This window comes from Sinorhizobium sp. GQ132 (assembly GCF_059758575.1).
Genome location: NZ_JCAXDX010000013.1, coordinates 41891 through 59263 on the forward strand (window position 1 = coordinate 41891; position 17373 = coordinate 59263).

The 17373-nt window shown below is 61.3% G+C and carries 15 protein-coding genes; 10 read left to right on the forward strand and 5 right to left on the reverse strand.

The window, feature by feature from the left end; all coding sequences use genetic code 11:
* Positions 1-119: 119 nt before the first annotated feature.
* Positions 120-1604 (reverse strand): NAD(P)H-hydrate dehydratase, encoded by a 1485-nt coding sequence (locus tag AC6CIG_RS25070; protein WP_437407710.1) that lies wholly within the window; start codon positions 1602-1604, stop codon positions 120-122.
* A gap of 346 nt (positions 1605-1950) precedes the next feature.
* Between AC6CIG_RS25070 and AC6CIG_RS25075 the strand changes: the two genes are divergently transcribed.
* From AC6CIG_RS25075 to hspQ, 3 genes are all read left to right on the forward strand, one after another.
* On the forward strand, positions 1951-2289 hold the full coding sequence (locus tag AC6CIG_RS25075; RefSeq protein WP_003528058.1) for a P-II family nitrogen regulator: 339 nt from the start codon (positions 1951-1953) through the stop codon (positions 2287-2289).
* 82 nt (positions 2290-2371) lie between these two features.
* Complete coding sequence (gene glnA, locus AC6CIG_RS25080) at positions 2372-3781, forward strand: type I glutamate--ammonia ligase (protein WP_100674228.1); 1410 nt, start codon at positions 2372-2374, stop codon at positions 3779-3781.
* 180 nt (positions 3782-3961) lie between these two features.
* Positions 3962-4291 carry a heat shock protein HspQ gene (gene hspQ / locus AC6CIG_RS25085; protein ID WP_437407709.1) on the forward strand — a complete coding sequence of 110 codons (330 nt, stop codon included), beginning with the start codon at positions 3962-3964 and terminating at the stop codon, positions 4289-4291.
* Between the two features lie 162 nt (positions 4292-4453).
* Here the strand turns inward: hspQ and AC6CIG_RS25090 are convergent, their stop codons facing one another.
* Positions 4454-5083 carry an invasion associated locus B family protein gene (locus AC6CIG_RS25090; RefSeq protein WP_100674227.1) on the reverse strand — a complete coding sequence of 210 codons (630 nt, stop codon included), beginning with the start codon at positions 5081-5083 and terminating at the stop codon, positions 4454-4456.
* A 319-nt stretch (positions 5084-5402) separates the two neighbouring features.
* On the opposite strand from AC6CIG_RS25090, the gene AC6CIG_RS25095 reads away from it, so the two are divergent.
* Positions 5403-7217 (forward strand): extracellular solute-binding protein, encoded by a 1815-nt coding sequence (locus AC6CIG_RS25095; protein ID WP_018094966.1) that lies wholly within the window; start codon positions 5403-5405, stop codon positions 7215-7217.
* A gap of 82 nt (positions 7218-7299) precedes the next feature.
* A complete protein-coding gene (locus AC6CIG_RS25100; RefSeq protein ID WP_437405085.1) occupies positions 7300-7965 on the forward strand; it encodes a DsbA family oxidoreductase in 666 nt (221 codons plus the stop codon).
* 88 nt (positions 7966-8053) lie between these two features.
* On the opposite strand, the gene AC6CIG_RS25105 is transcribed toward AC6CIG_RS25100, so the two are convergent.
* A complete protein-coding gene (locus AC6CIG_RS25105) occupies positions 8054-8983 on the reverse strand; it encodes an AraC family transcriptional regulator (protein WP_127710045.1) in 930 nt (309 codons plus the stop codon).
* A 258-nt stretch (positions 8984-9241) separates the two neighbouring features.
* Between AC6CIG_RS25105 and AC6CIG_RS25110 the strand changes: the two genes are divergently transcribed.
* The 5 genes from AC6CIG_RS25110 (at position 9242) to AC6CIG_RS25130 (ending at position 13405) form a co-directional block, all read left to right on the forward strand.
* Positions 9242-10684, forward strand: coding sequence for a DUF1254 domain-containing protein (locus AC6CIG_RS25110; protein WP_437407708.1), 1443 nt, complete (start codon positions 9242-9244; stop codon positions 10682-10684).
* A gap of 100 nt (positions 10685-10784) precedes the next feature.
* Entirely contained in the window at positions 10785-12035 is a 1251-nt protein-coding gene (locus AC6CIG_RS25115; RefSeq protein WP_164866912.1) for an alpha/beta hydrolase, read from the forward strand.
* A 176-nt stretch (positions 12036-12211) separates the two neighbouring features.
* A complete protein-coding gene (locus AC6CIG_RS25120) occupies positions 12212-12388 on the forward strand; it encodes a hypothetical protein (protein WP_018094971.1) in 177 nt (58 codons plus the stop codon).
* Between the two features lie 4 nt (positions 12389-12392).
* Positions 12393-13187 carry an exodeoxyribonuclease III gene (gene xth, locus AC6CIG_RS25125; protein WP_275597931.1) on the forward strand — a complete coding sequence of 265 codons (795 nt, stop codon included), beginning with the start codon at positions 12393-12395 and terminating at the stop codon, positions 13185-13187.
* A complete protein-coding gene (locus tag AC6CIG_RS25130) occupies positions 13184-13405 on the forward strand; it encodes a hypothetical protein (RefSeq protein WP_018094973.1) in 222 nt (73 codons plus the stop codon). Before xth ends, AC6CIG_RS25130 begins: the two co-directional genes overlap by 4 nt.
* 72 nt (positions 13406-13477) lie before the next feature.
* On the opposite strand, the gene mfd is transcribed toward AC6CIG_RS25130, so the two are convergent.
* Positions 13478-16993 (reverse strand): transcription-repair coupling factor, encoded by a 3516-nt coding sequence (mfd, locus tag AC6CIG_RS25135; protein ID WP_437407707.1) that lies wholly within the window; start codon positions 16991-16993, stop codon positions 13478-13480.
* A gap of 2 nt (positions 16994-16995) precedes the next feature.
* Positions 16996-17301, reverse strand: coding sequence for an FAD assembly factor SdhE (locus AC6CIG_RS25140; protein WP_003537695.1), 306 nt, complete (start codon positions 17299-17301; stop codon positions 16996-16998).
* Between the last annotated feature and the right edge of the window lie 72 nt (positions 17302-17373).

Below are 17373 nucleotides of genomic sequence, written 5' to 3' on the forward strand. Positions count from 1 at the left end.
CAGTTCGTTTCACTGTTCATCGGCGTAGTAAAACACCTTAGCGCTTTAAAGTGCGCACTTCCGGACGGAACGTTACACGCTTTTCCTGGAAGTGTTCTCCTGGCAGAACGCTCGGCGTTCTAAGCATTCTCTCCAAGCGGCGCTATGCTCTCGACAAGGCTTTCGGCCGTTGCCGCGCGGCCGGCCCCGACGCCCGCCTCGCCATGGCGCCAGACTGCGGCCGCTGCCGCCTCGAAGGCAGGCATTCCCTGTGCCAGATGGGCGCCGATGATCCCCGCAAGCACGTCGCCCGAACCTGCCGTCGCGAGCCAGGGCGGCGCGTTGACATTGACAGCGGCCCGGCCGGACGGCGCGGCAACGACCGTATCCGCACCCTTATAGACGATCACGGCATGGCTGAGCCTTGCTGCGGCCTGCGCCTTCTCGATCTTGGACAGCGCCGCATCCTCGGCGATATCCGGGAAGAGCCGGGCGAACTCCCCTTCGTGCGGCGTCATCACCACCTCGCCACCCTCTGCCGCGATCCTGTCGAAAAGCTGCTCCCTGCCCTCTCGAAACGAACTTATCCCGTCGGCATCGAGCACCAGCGCGCGACCGCAGAGCATGAGCACGAAATCCCGGGCCTTTTTACCGATCCCGAAGCCGGGTCCGAGAACGAAGGCATTCAGGCGTCTGTCCTTGAGCCAGGCGGCAAGGCCGGCAGTGTTGCTGATTTCCTTGAGCATGATGGCGGTGAGGTGCGACGCGTTGACGGCAAGCGCTTCCGTGGGAGAAGCAAGCGTCACCAGCCCCGCACCGGCGCGCAGGCCCGCCGCCGCCGATAGCCGCGCGGCCCCGGTCGAAACCGGTCCGCCGCAAAGCACGGCGAGATGGCCGCGCTTGTATTTGTGGGTCGCGGGATCCAGCGCGCCGAGGTGTCGCTCCCATAGCGCGGGCGTGTTGACGGTGAGATCGCCGGCTCTGTCCGCAACGAGCCTTGCAGGAATGCCGATATCGAAGATTTCAAGCGTGCCGCAGCGGGCGCGGCCCGGCATCAGCAGATGGCCGGGCTTGGCCGCCATGAACGTCACCGTGTGAGCCGCAACGAAGCTCAAGCCCCGGATTTCGCCCGTACGCCCGTCGGTGCCGGATGGCAGGTCCACGGCGAGGACCGGTACTCCGCTCGCATTCACTTGCTCGATGATCGTTCTCGCCTCCTCCGGCACGTCGCGCGCAAGCCCCGCCCCGAAAAGTGCGTCGATGACGACGTCGCCCGATTGCGGTGCGTAGGCGTCGAGGGGTCCGGCCACCAGCGCACAGGCATCGCGCGCCCGCGCGGCGTCGCCCTTCAGAATCGCCGCGTCCCCAAGCGCGAAGACGGCGACGCTTGCGCCGGTTTCGGCGAGCGCCGCTGCGGCGACATAGCCATCGCCGCCGTTATTGCCGGGGCCGCAAAGCACGACAAAGCGCAATGCTTCCGGGTAAAGCCTCAAGGCGGCGGCCGATACGGCCGTTCCCGCCGAACGCATGAGCGAGAAGCTGTCGATCCCCGAGCGAGCGGCATCCTTGTCGACCTCTGTCATTTCCGCCGGGGTCACGAGGATATTCGAAAGCGCGTGAAGCATGGAAACGATCTAAGCCCGACCGAAAGCGCAAGACAAGAGCAGCGTTGACGGAAAGTGATGTGACTAAAAAATATGCAATTGCACACTATAAGTGCTCAAATAACATGCTTTGACCACGAAACGCGGCGGTCCTTCGTCGCACAACGGGGTCGAACACGCAAAACCTCATAAAAAATAGGCAGAATGCCGTTGCAGAAGCCACTGCCCCATCGGCACCCATCGCGTTACCACTGGAAATTTCGCAATCTGCGCGTCATTCCGCTACAAAAGTGGCACGCTACGTGCATAGTGTGAGGCCAAGCGGGCAGAACCTGCTTTAAAGGGAGAAGCGGAGAGACATTTTCTCATGAAAAAGATCGAAGCGATCATTAAGCCTTTCAAGCTCGACGAAGTGAAGGAAGCCCTTCAGGAGGTCGGCCTGCAGGGGATCACCGTCACGGAAGCCAAAGGCTTCGGGCGGCAGAAGGGACACACGGAGCTCTACCGCGGCGCAGAATACGTCGTCGACTTCCTGCCGAAGGTGAAGGTCGAAGTGGTGCTGGCGGATGAAAATGCGGAGGCCGTGATCGAAGCCATTCGCAATGCCGCGCAAACCGGCCGCATCGGCGACGGCAAGATTTTCGTATCCAATGTGGAAGAAGTGATCCGCATCCGCACCGGCGAAACCGGTCTCGACGCCATCTGATCGCGTCCGGCGATCTCACCGATCCGGGGGCCGTCCGGCCCCGTTTTTCCAATCCTCGTCATCACACAGGGAATTGCAACAAATGACGACTGCGAATGAAGTTCTGAAGCAGATCAAGGAAAACGACGTCAAATTCGTAGACCTGCGCTTTACCGACCCCAAAGGCAAGCTGCAGCACGTGACGATGGATGTCGTTTGCGTCGACGAAGACATGTTCGCCGACGGCGTCATGTTCGACGGTTCCTCGATCGGCGGCTGGAAAGCTATCAACGAATCCGACATGGTGCTCATGCCCGATCCGGAAACGGCGCATATGGACCCGTTCTTCGCCCAGTCTACCATGGTCATCTTCTGCGACATTCTCGATCCGGTTTCGGGCGAAGCCTATAACCGCGATCCGCGCGGCACGGCCAAGAAGGCAGAAGCCTACCTCAAGGCTTCCGGCATCGGCGACACCGTCTTCGTAGGTCCGGAAGCGGAATTCTTCGTCTTCGACGACGTCAAGTACAAGGCCGATCCGTACAACACCGGGTTCAAGCTCGACAGCTCCGAACTTCCCTCCAATGACGACACGGACTACGAGACCGGCAACCTCGGTCACCGCCCCCGCGTCAAGGGCGGCTATTTCCCGGTTCCGCCGGTCGACAGCAGCCAGGACATGCGCTCCGAAATGCTGACCGTGTTGTCCGAAATGGGCGTGACGGTGGAAAAGCACCACCACGAAGTGGCAGCGGCGCAGCACGAGCTCGGCGTCAAGTTCGATGCCCTCGTGCGCAACGCCGACAAGATGCAGATCTACAAATATGTCGTGCACCAGGTCGCCAATGCCTACGGCAAGACCGCGACCTTCATGCCGAAGCCGATCTTCGGCGACAACGGCTCGGGCATGCACGTGCATCTGTCGATCTGGAAGGACGGCAAGCCTACCTTTGCCGGCGACGAATATGCCGGACTTTCCGAATCCTGCCTCTACTTCATCGGTGGCATCATCAAGCATGCCAAGGCCCTGAACGCCTTCACCAACCCGTCGACGAACTCCTACAAGCGCCTCGTCCCGGGTTATGAAGCACCGGTTCTGCTTGCCTATTCGGCCCGCAACCGCTCGGCCTCCTGCCGCATCCCCTTCGGCACCAACCCGAAGGCGAAGCGCGTCGAAGTCCGCTTCCCCGATCCGACCGCGAACCCCTACCTCGCCTTTGCCGCCATGCTGATGGCCGGTCTCGACGGCATCAAGAACAAGCTTCACCCCGGCAAGGCCATGGACAAGGACCTCTACGACCTGCCGCCGAAGGAACTGAAGAAGATCCCGACCGTCTGCGGCAGCTTGCGCGAAGCGCTCGAAAGCCTCGACAAGGACCGCAAGTTCCTGACCGCCGGCGGCGTTTTCGACGATGACCAGATCGACTCCTTCATCGAACTGAAGATGCAGGAAGTCATGCGCTTCGAAATGACGCCGCACCCGGTCGAGTACGACATGTACTATTCCGTCTGATGGCGAAGCGGACGGCCCTCACAGGTTCTGTCCATGCAAGATGAAACGAGGAAGGCGGGTTTCATCCGAAGCCCGCCTTTTCAGTTCGACGCCGATGGAAGCCTCGCTACCGGAGGACCGGACCTCTTGATGTTCCATATGCGACAACCCAGATAACTGTCTGAAAGGATGTGTTGCGTCATGAAACAAAGAAACGCCAAGTTTGAGATCGGACAGGTGGTTCGCCATCGGATGTTCCCGTTCCGCGGCGTCGTCTTCGACGTCGACCCGGAATATGCGAACACCGAAGAATGGTGGAATGCGATTCCGCAGGAGATCCGGCCCGAAAAGGACCAGCCCTTCTATCACCTGTTTGCGGAGAACGACGAAAGCGAATACGTCGCTTATGTTTCGGAACAGAACCTCGTTTCCGATGACAGCGACAGGCCGATCCGTCACCCCCAGGTGGACGCGCTGTTCGAAAAGGCCGACGCCGGACACTACAGGCCGAAGGCCACCTATCAGCATTAGAGCGGAATGAGCAAAAGGTGCGTGCGGGTAGCTGCCGCATCCGCTCGGCGCCGGGCTGAAAACACGCAGAGTCGCCGCACTTCGTCGGCAGAAGCAGGTACGAAAACGCCCGGCTCGGTGTGAACCGAGCCGGGCGTTTTACCTGTTCAGAGAAGCTGACGATTACTGCTGCTTGGCAGCCTTCTGCGCCTCTTCCAGCTTCTTGCGGGCGTCTTCCGCCTTCTTCTGCATCTCTTCCTGCAGCAGGCGCTGACGCTCTTCAAGCTGGGACTGCTCGATCGGTTCGCCGTCGAAAACGCCGGTGAAGCCTTCGAGCGTCATCTTGATGGGGTTCGGAGCGCGCTGGAAGTTGACGGAGGTGAAGACGACCTCGTTGCCCTTCTTCAGCTGCGCGATAAGCGCGTCGGAGAGCGGCGCTTCGGCAACGCACTTGTCGGGCATGCAGATCGCGTAGTCGAGCTTGACGCCCTTGCCACCGTCGATCTGCATTTGAACTCCGGGCGGGATCATGCGCGCGGACGGTACGGAAACCTGCATGACCTTGCGATTGACCTTGCCGGAGACGGTAATGAGGCCGACGGCCGTCACCAGCTGGCCGTTATTGGCGGTGAGCAGGTTCTGGACGATGCAGACATCGTTGTCTTCCTGCTTGGTGCAGACCTTGAACCAACCCTGCGGCGGCTTGCCTCCCGCCTGCTGCGCGGATGCGACGTTCGGCGCACCGGCTGCTGCGAAAGAAAGCGCCAGCGCTGCCAATCCCGCGCGTGTGGTGAAGTTCGACTTGAAGATCATTGTGATTCCGTCTCCTGAAATCCGGTCACGGAACAGAGTTCCGCAGAGTGAGTATCGTCAGCCGCCGTTGTCCTGTTGGCCAAATGAGGCATTTGAATGGCCCCGATTCCGGAAACACCTGTTACATTGGCTCGTGCGGTTTATCCAGTGTTTGTTGCGATTTTGTGCAATCATTTGCTTTGAGCGGCCCTTTCGAACCGGCGAGGGATGTGGCAGGAGCCTGCTTTGTTCTTTTCCCGACCCGGCGCCGGTTGGAAATGCGCTCCCGCATTGATACCTTGCGCGGAATCGGCCTGTTGAATCCCCACGGGAGGTGAAGTTGCGCGCAGTTGTTTCCGGCCTGGTGATGCTCCTGGCAGCCAGCATGTTTGCCAATGGCGCTCTGGCCGCGCCCGTGCATGCGATCGCCATGCATGGCGAACCCGCCTTGCCTGCCGATTTCAAGCACTTCCCTTACGTCAACCCGCAGGTAAAGAAGGGCGGGAAGGTCGCCTATGGGGTGGTCGGCACGTTCGACAGCCTCAATCCCTTCATTCTGAAGAGCATGCGCACGACCGCGCGCGGCATGTGGGACCCGGGCTTTGGCAACCTGGTCTACGAATCCCTCATGCAGCGCTCGCAGGACGAGCCATTCACGATGTACGGCCTGCTCGCCGAAACCGTCGAATGGGACGATGACCGCACCTTCATCCAGTTCAACCTCAATCCCAAGGCGCGCTGGGCCGACGGCCGGCCGGTGAGCGCCGAAGACGTGATCTTCACCTTCGAATTGTTGCGCGACAAAGGGCGCGCACCCTTCAGCAACCGCCTCTCCAAGGTTGCGAAGATGGAGAAGGTCGGGGAACGTGGCGTGCGCTTCACCTTCACCGAGGAGGCCGATCGCGAGATTCCGCTGTTGCTGGGACTTTCGCCCGTGCTGCCGAAGCATGCGATCGACGTCGAGACGTTCGATCGGACGAGCCTGGAGCCACCGCTCGGCTCCGGTCCCTACCGGGTCGCGGAAGTCAGGCCTGGCGAACGGATCGTCTATCGCCGCAACCCCGACTATTGGGCCAAGGATCTGCCCTCGAAGGTGGGCCTCGACAATTACGATGAGATCTCCGTCGAATATTTCCTGCAGGAGAACACCCTGTTTGAGGCCTTCAAAAAGGGTGTGGTGGACATCTACGCCGAGGGCAGTGCAACGAAATGGGCCCGCGCCTACGATTTTCCCGCCGTTCGCAGCGGCGACGTGATCAAGGAAACGTTCAAGCCGAAGACACCGTCCGGCATGCTCGGCTTCGTCTTCAATACGCGCAGGCCGATGTTCGACAACATCAAGCTCAGGCAGGGGCTCGCTCTCGTTTTCGACTTCGAATGGGTCAACAAGAATCTCTTCGACGGCGCCTATACGCGTACGCAGAGTTATTGGCAGAATTCGACACTTTCCTTCCTCGGGGTGGCGGCTGACAATCGTGAACTGGACCTCATGGGGGACGTGAGGGAGCGCATCAATCCGGCGATCCTCGACGGCACCTACCGGCTCCCCGTGACGGACGGCTCGGGTCGCGATCGCAACGTGCTCCGGGAAGCGGTGACGCTTCTTCGCGAAGCGGGCTACTCCATCAAGGACGGCAAGATGGTCGACGCCAAGGGTACGCCGCTCGCTTTCGAGATCATGAGCCAGAATGCCGGCCAGGAGAAGGTTGCGCTTGCCTATCAGCGGTTTCTCGCGCCGCTCGGCATCGCAGCGAGGGTTCGCACCGTCGACGATTCACAATATCAGTTGCGCAGCCAATCCTTCGATTTCGACGTTATCATCAAGTCATTTCCCTCGTCGCTCTCCCCCGGTCTCGAACAGATCAATCGCTGGAGTTCGCAAACTCGGGACCGGCAAGGCAGCGACAACTTCGCCGGCGTCGCCGACAAGGACGTCGATAAACTGATCAACAACATCCTGCAGGCGCGCAACCCCGAGGACTTCACCGCCGCCGTTCGTGCGCACGACCGGCTCCTCGTCAACAATTCCTATCTTGTTCCGCTTTACCATCTCGATGCGCAATGGATTGCCCGGTGGAAGCATATCGGCCGGCCGACGACGGTACCGCTTTACGGTTATCAGTTGCCGAGTTGGTGGGACGAGCGTGTTCAGTAGGCCGGCACCCGTTCGCTGATGCATTGAAAGATGTTTCCGGCCGGCCTATGTCGCAGTTTTGGTAAAGCGAAAGGCCGGCACCATGGAAACCGTCAATATCGATATCGTCTCGGACGTCGTATGCCCCTGGTGCTATCTCGGCAAGAATCGCCTCGACCAGGCGATCGCCAATGTCGCCGGCGAGATCAACGTCGCTATCCAGTGGCGTCCCTACCAGCTCAATCCCGATCTGCCGCCGGAAGGCGTCGACCATAAAGAGCACCTGGCGGCCAAGCTCGGTGGTCAGGCCGCGGTCGACGAGGCGCACCGGATGCTCGAAGGCCTCGGTGTGGAAGACGGCATCGCCTTCGATTTCGATGCCGTCAAGGTCAGCCCGAATACGCTCGATGCGCACCGGCTGATCCGCTGGGCCGCGACCGGCGGCGAAGCGGCGCAGGACCAAGTGGTGAGCCTGCTGTTCAAGGCGAATTTCGAAGAGGGGCGCAACCTCGGCGACCATGCCGTCCTCCTCCACATCGCCGAACAGGCGGGCCTCGAAAGGCCGGTTATCGCGGCCCTCCTCGCTTCAGACGCCGATAAGGACGCCGTAAGGCAGGAAATCGGCATGGCCCGGGAAATCGGCGTGACCGGCGTTCCCTGCTTCATCATCGAGCAGCAATATGCGGTCATGGGGGCGCAGTCGGTCGAGGTGCTGACCAGCGCTTTGCGCGAGATTGCGCAGATGAAGGCCGAGCATCCGGCTCACTGAGCTTGCGTAGATAGCAAATTCCGCGTGGAACGGCGGCGTTTCACCGTATCGGGAGAACCTTCTTTTCCGCGGGGATAGCTACAGCCGGTCATTTCCGATCAGTCCGGAAGCGGGATGGCGCTACTCCCGTCCAGCGTTTGAACGCGCGGGTGAAATGCGCGGAATCACTGTAGCCTACCCTTAAGGCGATGTCGGTCATGCTATGAACACCTTCGCAGATCAACCGGATTGCCTCACTGCGGCGCGTGTCATCAAGCAACTCCTCGAAATCGACGCCGCAAAACTTGAGGCGCCGCTGCAGGGACCGAGCCGACATGCCAAGGGTTCTCGCGACGGTCTCCAATCCAAGCGCATGACCATCGGACAGCCTTTCGCTGAGCATCTTCGCCGCCTCTACCGCGGAAGCTAGGGCCTCTGTCGCCTTCGAAGGCCGAGTTCCGGCGGTTTTGAGAGGAAGGTCGAGCAGCTCCCGATCGAACTCGATCATGTCGTGGTCGCATCCCGTTTCGATGTTGGACCCCAAGCACTCCTCCAGCGCCCCGTTTCCGAGCATCCTCGAAGCTGTCAGCCGAACCCTTATCGCGGAGGGTTCGCCGGCCATAAGCGGCACTTTGCGAAGTACCGCCAGGCTGCCGAAGATGAACTGCCGGGGATCGAACTCGTAACGGTCCGCGAAGCGGAAGACAATTCGAGCGGTTTTGCCTTCCGTCATGAAGCGTACCTCCGATCCGCGGTGGATGGTAGGCACGTTGACGGTCGCGAGCGCGCATGCGGCGGCCACGTCTCTTGCCGCGAGAACCGATTGTCCCCACACGCCGAGATCGCGGAGTTCAGTCATGAAGCCGACATGCGCGCCCGCGAACGGATCCGCCGCAACCTTCGCCAGCTCGTTGGCCATGTGAAAGCACTGGGCGCGGGGAAGCCAGCCGTCTGCGTTCTGGAACACGTTCGGCGAGATGCCGAGGCGATCGCAGAATTCGATCGCCGAGACACCGCGTTGGGCCAGATAGGGCGCAATTGGCAGGAAAGCCCTGATCCTGATCGAGGGTGCAGGATTCAACATTCGGGGACCAAACTTGGCATGAAAAGGCAAGACGAAATACACGCACTATAGCAGTATGCAACTTCGTTGGAAATCTTTCGCGATTAAGTTGTCGTAGCAAGATTTCTCCGGCGTTTTGGCGGGGTCTATTACCTTATGGCGGCCGTTACGCCGTGATCTGCATCGACCGAACTTGAAGCATTTCGTCACAAATCGATATTATCGGAGGGTACAATGAATATTACGCGCCGTGAGTTGACGGTGGCCGGTCTCGGCCTGATGGCGGCGGGCTCCATAGGTTCGCCGGCGACCGCCCGCGATGGGCTGGTCGCGAATTTGCCGGAGGGTCTCGACGAGTTCGCATCGGCCGTGGAGGCTTACATCTATGCCTATCCTCTTGTGACCATGGAGATCACCAGGCGTGTGATCACCAACGTCGCCGAGACCGAAGGAACCCGGGGCCCGATGGGGCATATCATCAAGCTGCGCCGATATCCGGACGCCAAGTTCCGTGACGTGACGGCGCCCAACGCCGATACGCTCTATACGACCGCATTCTTCGACGTCGGTGATGAACCGTGGGTGGTCAGCCTGCCCGACCTGAACGATCGCTATGCCCTGTTTCCGATGTTGGATGGCTGGACGACCGTGTTCGACGTTCCCGGAAAGCGGACCACGGGCACGGGCGCACAGACCTTCGTGGTTACCGGTCCCGGATGGGAAGGCGCGCTCCCGGAAGGGGTCAAGCAATACAAGTCTCCGACGAGTATCGTCTGGTTGCTCGGGCGCATCTACTGCACCGGAACCCCAGAAGACTACGCCGAAGTCCACAAGCTGCAGGATGAAGTGAAGCTCTACCCTTTGAGCGCCTGGGGGAAGGACTGGACCGCGCCCAAGGGCAAGGTCGATCCGGCGATCGACATGAAGACCGCCGTTCGCGAGCAAGTCAACAATATGGACGCCGTCGAATACTTCACGCTGTTCGCCGAACTCCTGAAACGGAATCCGCCCACCGACGCAGATGCGCCCATGGTGGCCAAGCTTGCTGAACTGGGCATCGTTCCCGGCCGGGATTTCGACAAGACCAAGTTCGATCCAGCCTTCGCAAAGCGCGTCCCCGAGGTCGGTTTTGCGCGCATCATGATGCACTTCAAATTCAGCGATGGCGACGTTCAGGACATCGACGGCTGGGGCTTCACCACGAAAACAGGCATCTACGGCACAAATTATCTCCAGCGTGCCTTGATCACCGCGATCGGGCTTGGGGCAAACCGGCCCCAGGATGCGATCTACCCCACCTCGCTGAAGTCCGACAGCGGCGTGATCAAGCGGGCATACGATGGATCCGAAAAATACGTCCTGACTTTCAAGAAGGGGCTTACGCCGCCGGTTTCGGGTTTCTGGTCATTGACCATGTATGACGCGCAGTACTTCTTCGTCGACAATCCGCTCAATCGCTATTCGATCAGCGCTCGGCAACCGCTCAAGGCCAATCCGGATGGCTCGATCGACCTGCTGATTCAGCATGAATCCCCGGGACCGGACATGGAATCAAACTGGCTGCCGGCCCCCAAGGGAAAATTTATCCTCATGATGCGCCTGTATTGGCCCGACGAGGGCAATCCCTCCATTATCGACGGTTCCTGGACGATACCGCCCGTGAAGAAGGTGAGTTGACGTCTGTATCGGGCGCTTCAGAACCTGGGAGCGACGAATTGTTCGATCGCCGCTCCTCTTCCTGCCGGCGTGGATACGGTATTTTACAGGAGTAATCGATTTGGCGCGGCACCTTAACCGGAACGCCAGGGGCGGCGTACCATCATGGCCGTCGTTGCCGTGCGTCTTGTGCCTGATGCTGCTCTCCGCATGTGCGGGCCGCCCGACAGGGGTGCTCGAGCCGGTAGCGGCCAGTCCGTCGGCCGCTCAAGTCGAGATGCTGGTCACCACCACCCGAGGCAGGGCGGAAAAACCGGGCGAGATGTTCAGCGGCGAGCGCGCGCCTAGCCCGACATTCGCAGACATCACCGTGTCTATTCCGTCCGACACGGTCCGCAAGGCCGGCGAAGTCGCCTGGCCGCGCAAGCTTCCACCGAATCCCGAGACGGATTTCGCAACACTGAAGGCTGAGGAAATCGACCGCGGTGCGGCCGAAAAATGGTTGAACAGCCAGGTGCGCAAGAGCCCGGACGGCAGTGTCCTTGTCTTTATCCACGGGTTCAACAACCATTTCGAGGATGCGGTTTTCCGTTTCGCGCAGATCGTCCATGACTCGGGCGCGCGCAGTGTCCCGGTGCTCGCGACGTGGCCGTCACGCGGGAGTCTGCTGGCCTATGGCTATGATCGCGAAAGCACCAACTATACCCGCAACGCAGTAGAACGGTTATTCCAGTATCTGGCGCGTGATCCCGAGGTCAAGGAAGTCTCGATCCTGGCCCATTCGATGGGAAATTGGCTGGCGCTGGAGTCCTTGCGCCAGATGGCCATCCGCAACGACGGGCTGCCGGCAAAGTTCAGGAATGTCATGCTGGCGGCGCCGGACGTCGATGTCGACGTCTTCGGTTCGCAGATCGCCGACATGGGCAAGCAACGGCCGCGCTTCACCCTCTTCGTCTCGCGTGACGACCGTGCGCTCGCCGTTTCGCGTCGCGTATGGGGAAATGTCTCCCGGCTGGGAGCGATCGATCCGGAGCAGTCGCCCTACAAGGAGGAGCTGGCGGCGAATGGGATCACCGTCGTCGACCTCACCAAAATCAAGGCAGGCGACAATCTGCACCATACCAAGTTCGCGGAGTCCCCCGAAATCGTACGACTGATCGGCAGCCGCCTGTCCAGCGGCCAGACCTTGACCGACAGTCGCCTGGGGCTCGGGGACCATATCGTCGCGGCGACCGCCGGGGCCGCCCATTCCGTCGGAACGGCCGCGGGACTGGTCGTTGCCGCTCCCGCTGCCCTCGTCGATCAGAACACGCGGCGGAATTACGTCCATCACGTCGACTCACTCGCCGGACCATCCGGCGGAGTGAGATGAAACACGGCCGACATTGCGTGCTGGGGAGAGCCAAGCGGGATCCATATACTGCAACCCCATGTGGTCCACGCCAGACAAGCCGGATCACAGGAAAGCTTATGTCGCGGCGGCCAGTGGTTTGTAACTTTTCGGCTTTCCGTGCGTTCTGTCGGGCAAGCTGAGGAACGGAGGCAGTGATGTCGAAGCGCGAACTCATCGATACCGGGACCGACAAGCGCTACGTGCGGCGCGACGAAAGCGGGAAGTTCAAACAATCGGTGGATGTCGGCCGTTCCCTGTCGTCGGACAGGAAACAGAAGGCGAAACACGATGCCAAGCCCGGCCAGGGCGACAAGGGCGATCGCAAGAACTAGCTCCGTGAAGATCGCCACCTATAACGTCAACGGGGTGAATGGCCGTCTGGAAGTCCTGCTTCGGTGGCTGGAGGAGGCGTCCCCCGACGTCGTCTGCCTTCAGGAACTGAAGGCACCAGACCCGAAGTTCCCCGTCAAGGCCATCGAGGCTGCCGGATACGGGGCGATCTGGCACGGCCAGAAGAGTTGGAACGGCGTGGCGATCCTCGCCAGAGACAGGGAGCCAATGCTGACGCGCAAGGGCCTGCCTGGTGATCCGGACGATACGCACAGCCGTTATATCGAGGCAGCCATCGATGGCATCGTGATCGGCTGCCTTTATCTGCCCAACGGGAATCCCTATCCGGGACCGAAGTTCGAATACAAGCTGGCATGGTTCCACAGGCTGACGGCCTACGCGGCAGAACTGCTGGAACTCGACGTGCCGGTGATCCTCGCTGGCGACTACAACGTCATGCCGACGGAACTCGATGTCTACAAACCGGAGCGTTGGGTGAACGACGCGCTGTTCCGCGTCGAGGTCAGAGACGCTTATCATCGCCTGCTTGGACAGGGCTGGACGGATGCCCTCCGGCAGCTTCATCCCGGCGAGCGCGTCTACACCTTTTGGGACTACTTCCGAAATGCCTTCGTGAGGGATGCCGGCCTTCGCATCGACCACTTCCTGCTCAGCCCGGATGTCGCCAAAAGGCTTTCGGCTGCGGGGGTCGACAAGCATGTCCGGGGATGGGAGCACACAAGCGATCACGCGCCGGCCTGGATCGAACTTTCAGATGGAGCTGAGGAGGAAGGTCGATGACGATGAAAGATTGGCGTGCCGAGCTGCGCCTCGAACTGGAAAAACTGGTCGACGCCGCCGTCGTTGTCGGCGCGCGCCAACAGGATGTCTACGCCGCCATTCTTGACGAGATCGGACAGCTTCGGCTCGCCTACGAGCGAGACCCGGATCCCGCCGACTCCGTCAGCGAACAGGTCATCGAAGAACCGTCCAACAATTGGCCCGCCGCGGACGATTGATCGCAGCACGGTGTCGCCGTCGGGAACGGGTTTACGAAATTGGTGATCGCGATCAACCGCGCACACCGTTCCTCATCCGGCTCTAGCGAGCGCTGCAAGCTGCGTCATCACCATCGCTGCGCCGGAAAGCCGTTTCTCCGGTGTTGCGAGGTCGCGCTGGAAGAAGATGCTTTGGTCCGGGCGGATCTTGGCGATTGTTCCCTGTTTCGCGATGTAGCCCACGAGTGCTGCGGGATTGGGAAATTCCTTGTTGCGGAACTGGACCACGACGCCCTTCGGTCCGGCATCGAGCTTTTCTACATTCGCCGTGCGGCAGAGCGACTTGACGTAGACGATCTTCAGGAGGTGCTGTACCTCCGTCGGCAGCGGCCCGAAACGGTCGATCAGCTCCGCACCGAAGCCGTCGATCTCCTTGAGGTCGGTCAGCTCGCCCAAGCGCCGATAAAGGCCGAGCCGCAGATTGAGGTCCGGCACATACTCCTCCGGGATCATCACCGGGGTTCCGACCGATATCTGCGGCGACCAGCCGGTATCGTGGATCTCCTCCTCGCCCTTGAGTTCGGCAACCGCCTCCTCGAGCATCTGCTGGTAGAGCTCGAAGCCGACCTCCTTGATGTGACCCGACTGTTCCTCGCCGAGCAGGTTGCCCGCTCCGCGGATGTCGAGGTCGTGGCTGGCGAGCTGGAACCCGGCTCCGAGCGTGTCAAGCGATTGAAGGACCTTCAGGCGTCGTTCCGCCGGCCCGGTCAACGTCTTGTTGACGGGAAGCGTGAAGAGCGCGAAGGCGCGGACCTTGGAGCGCCCTACCCGACCGCGCAGCTGATAGAGCTGGGCAAGGCCGAACATATCGGCACGATGCACGATCAAGGTGTTGGCGGTCGGCACGTCGAGACCGGACTCAACGATCGTCGTCGAGAGGAGCACATCGTAGCGCCCTTCGTAGAAGGCGTTCATGATGTCTTCGAGCTCGGTCGCCGGCATTTGCCCGTGTGCCACGGCAACTTTCAGTTCGGGCACGTCGGATTTCAGGAAATCATGGATTTCCGGAAGATCGCTCACCCGCGGACAGACATAGAAGCTCTGGCCGCCGCGGTAGTGCTCGCGCATCAAAGTTTCACGGATCACCAAAGCATCGAAGGGCGAAATGAAGGTGCGCACCGCCATGCGGTCGACCGGCGGCGTCGTGATCAGCGACAGTTCGCGCACTCCGGTGAGGGCAAGCTGCAGCGTCCGCGGAATGGGCGTCGCCGAGAGCGTGAGAACGTGCACGTCGCTCTTCAGCTCTTTCAGGCGTTCCTTGTGCTTGACACCGAAATGCTGCTCCTCATCGATGATGAGCAGGCCGAGATTGGCGAATTTGATCGACGAGCCGAGCAGCGCGTGCGTGCCGACCACGATGTCCGTCTTGCCATCGGCGACCTCTTTCTTCGTGAGCGCCAGATCCTTCGCGCTGACCAGCCGCGAGGCCTGCTGAATTCGAATCGGCAAGCCGCGGAAACGATCGGAAAAGGTCTTGAAGTGCTGCCGCGCAAGCAGGGTCGTCGGCACGACCACGGCGACCTGCACGCCGTTCATCGCCGCGATGAAAGCGGCCCGCAGCGCCACCTCCGTCTTGCCGAAGCCGACATCGCCGCACACGAGACGGTCCATGGGCCGGCCGCGGCCGAGATCGTCGCGGACGGCATCGATCGAGTTCAACTGGTCCTCGGTCTCGTCATAGGGGAAGCGGGCGGCGAATTCGTCGTAGACCCCGTCCTGTGCCGCAAGGACCGGCGCATGGCGCGTATGTCTTTCGGCAGCAATGCGGATGAGGCCGCCGGCCATATCGAGCAGCCGCTTTTTGAGCTTGGCCTTGCGCGCCTGCCAGGCGACACCGCCGAGCTTGTCGAGGACCGCATCGGTTCCTTCCGAGCCATAGCGCGACAGGAGCTCGATGTTTTCCACCGGGAGGAAAAGCTTGGCATCGTCCGCATAAACGAGCTCGAGGCAGTCATGCGGCGCGCCGGCGGCCTCGATCGTCCTGAGGCCGACGAAGCGCCCGATGCCGTGCTCGGCGTGCACGACATAACTCCCCTCGTCGAGACCGGTCACTTCCGCGATGAAATCCGCGCCTCGCTTGCGGCGCTTGGAGCGGCGAACCAGACGGTCGCCGAGAATGTCCTGCTCGCCGATGACGACGAGATCACCCGTCTCAAATCCCGCTTCGAGGCTTAGAACCGCGGATGCGGCCTCGCCCGGCTTGAGCGAACCGATATCCGCGAGCGCCTTGACCGGACGGATATTGGCGAGACCATGCTCGGCCAGAACCTGAAGCAGCCGGTCGAGCGAGCCTTCGGTCCAGCCGGACACGATGACCTTGGCGCCTTTTGCCCGCTTCTCGGCGATATGCTTCACGGCCTGATCGAAAACGTTGGTGCGGGTGCCATCGGTATCGGCCTCGCCCGCCGGCTTGGCCCAACGCAGGCCCTGACGCGCTTCGATGTTCACGACCTGGCGCGCTTCGCCCTCGTGTTCGGTAAAGGGCGAAAGGCGGATCGCATTGCGATCATTCAGGGCTTCGCCGAAGCCTTTCGCAGTGAGATAGAGCATGTCCGGCGGCACGGGTTTGTAGGGCGTGCTCTGGGTGACCTGAGACTTGCCCGGCGAAGCCGAAGCGAGGCGGGCGTCGTAATAGTCGAGAACGAGCTTCGAGCGCTCTGCCGCGGCCTCGCGCGCCAGGTGGTCGGTGACGATGCGAAAGCCGTCGAGATAGTCGAAGACCGTTTCGAGTCGATCGTAGAAAAGCGGCAGCCAATGCTCCATGCCGGCATAGCGCCGTCCCTCCGACACGGCCTGATAAAGCGCATCGTCGCGCGTCGCCGCTCCGAAGAGAGAAAGATACTGCTTGCGGAAGTGGCTGATCGTCTCGGGCGTCAGGGATACCTCGCTCATCGGATTGAGGTCGAGGGACCGGACCTGCCCGATCGTGCGCTGGCTTGCGGGGTCGAAGGATCGGATCGCCTCGAGCGTGTCGCCGAAGAAGTCGAGGCGCAAAGGCTCGCCGCTGCCGGGTACATAGACATCCAGGATGCCTCCCCGTACGGCGAATTCGCCCATCTCGCGCACGGTCGGGACCCGCTCGAAGCCGTTTCGCTCGAGCCGGGCGGCAAGGTCGTCCATGCGGATCTGGTTGCCGGGCCGTGCCGTGAAGGCGAGACTTTCGATCACATCCTGCGGTGAGATCCTCTGCAGCGCTGCATTGATGGTGACGAGCACGATCGCCGGATGCGGTTTCCTGCGGTGGGCGATCAACGCGCTCAGCGCGGCGAGCCGGCGCGCCGAGGTGTCGGCGCTCGGCGAGACGCGGTCGTAAGGCAGACAGTCCCAACCGGGCAGCGTCAGGACCGGTATGTCTGGAGCAACGAAACCGAGTACCTGTTCCAGGTCGGCGACCTTCTGGCCATCGGAGAGGATATAGGCGACGGGTGCCCCGGCCCGGGCAAGCTCGGCAAGAACGAGCGCCTCGGCGCCCGTGGGAACCGGGCCGATGGTAATTTCCCGCGTCGCCGCAAGTATCTTCCTAGGGTCGAGGCCAGGTATCATCGTCATGTCTACTTCGTTTCGTGGCGAACCGGGTCGAAATCCGGGCGATAGGCAGCGATCCGGAAGAAGAGCTCCGTCGCATAACGCTCGGGCAGCGGTTTTTCTCCGGTGATCCAGCGGACGAGGTCGTTGTCCTCCTCCCCCATGATCGCTTCGAGTTCGTCGAGCTCCGCCTCGGACAAGGTGGCGAGCTCCGCCTCGGCGAACTGGCCGAGGATCAGGTCCATCTCGCGAATGCCGCGGTGCCACGCACGGAAAAGAATCCTGCGCCGACGCGGGTCGAGATCGGCGCTCGTGCGCGAAATGCCGGTCATGGGATGTCCTTCCTGCCTCCGCCGCTCCGGCGGATCGAGATCATGGGCTCTATAAACGCTGGAAAGCGGGTT

What these genes read in the sequence shown, in the direction of transcription:
- AC6CIG_RS25090 (WP_100674227.1), bottom strand. Translation starts at nt 5,083, where the DNA reads ATGATCTTCAAGTCGAACTTCACCACACGCGCGGGATTGGCAGCGCTG.
- AC6CIG_RS25130 (WP_018094973.1), top strand. Translation starts at nt 13,184, where the DNA reads ATGACGATGAAAGATTGGCGTGCCGAGCTGCGCCTCGAACTGGAAAAA.
- AC6CIG_RS25110 (WP_437407708.1), top strand. Translation starts at nt 9,242, where the DNA reads ATGAATATTACGCGCCGTGAGTTGACGGTGGCCGGTCTCGGCCTGATG.
- AC6CIG_RS25075 (WP_003528058.1), top strand. Translation starts at nt 1,951, where the DNA reads ATGAAAAAGATCGAAGCGATCATTAAGCCTTTCAAGCTCGACGAAGTG.
- glnA (WP_100674228.1), top strand. Translation starts at nt 2,372, where the DNA reads ATGACGACTGCGAATGAAGTTCTGAAGCAGATCAAGGAAAACGACGTC.
- AC6CIG_RS25120 (WP_018094971.1), top strand. Translation starts at nt 12,212, where the DNA reads ATGTCGAAGCGCGAACTCATCGATACCGGGACCGACAAGCGCTACGTG.
- AC6CIG_RS25100 (WP_437405085.1), top strand. Translation starts at nt 7,300, where the DNA reads ATGGAAACCGTCAATATCGATATCGTCTCGGACGTCGTATGCCCCTGG.
- hspQ (WP_437407709.1), top strand. Translation starts at nt 3,962, where the DNA reads ATGAAACAAAGAAACGCCAAGTTTGAGATCGGACAGGTGGTTCGCCAT.
- AC6CIG_RS25140 (WP_003537695.1), bottom strand. Translation starts at nt 17,301, where the DNA reads ATGACCGGCATTTCGCGCACGAGCGCCGATCTCGACCCGCGTCGGCGC.
- mfd (WP_437407707.1), bottom strand. Translation starts at nt 16,993, where the DNA reads ATGACGATGATACCTGGCCTCGACCCTAGGAAGATACTTGCGGCGACG.
- AC6CIG_RS25070 (WP_437407710.1), bottom strand. Translation starts at nt 1,604, where the DNA reads ATGCTTCACGCGCTTTCGAATATCCTCGTGACCCCGGCGGAAATGACA.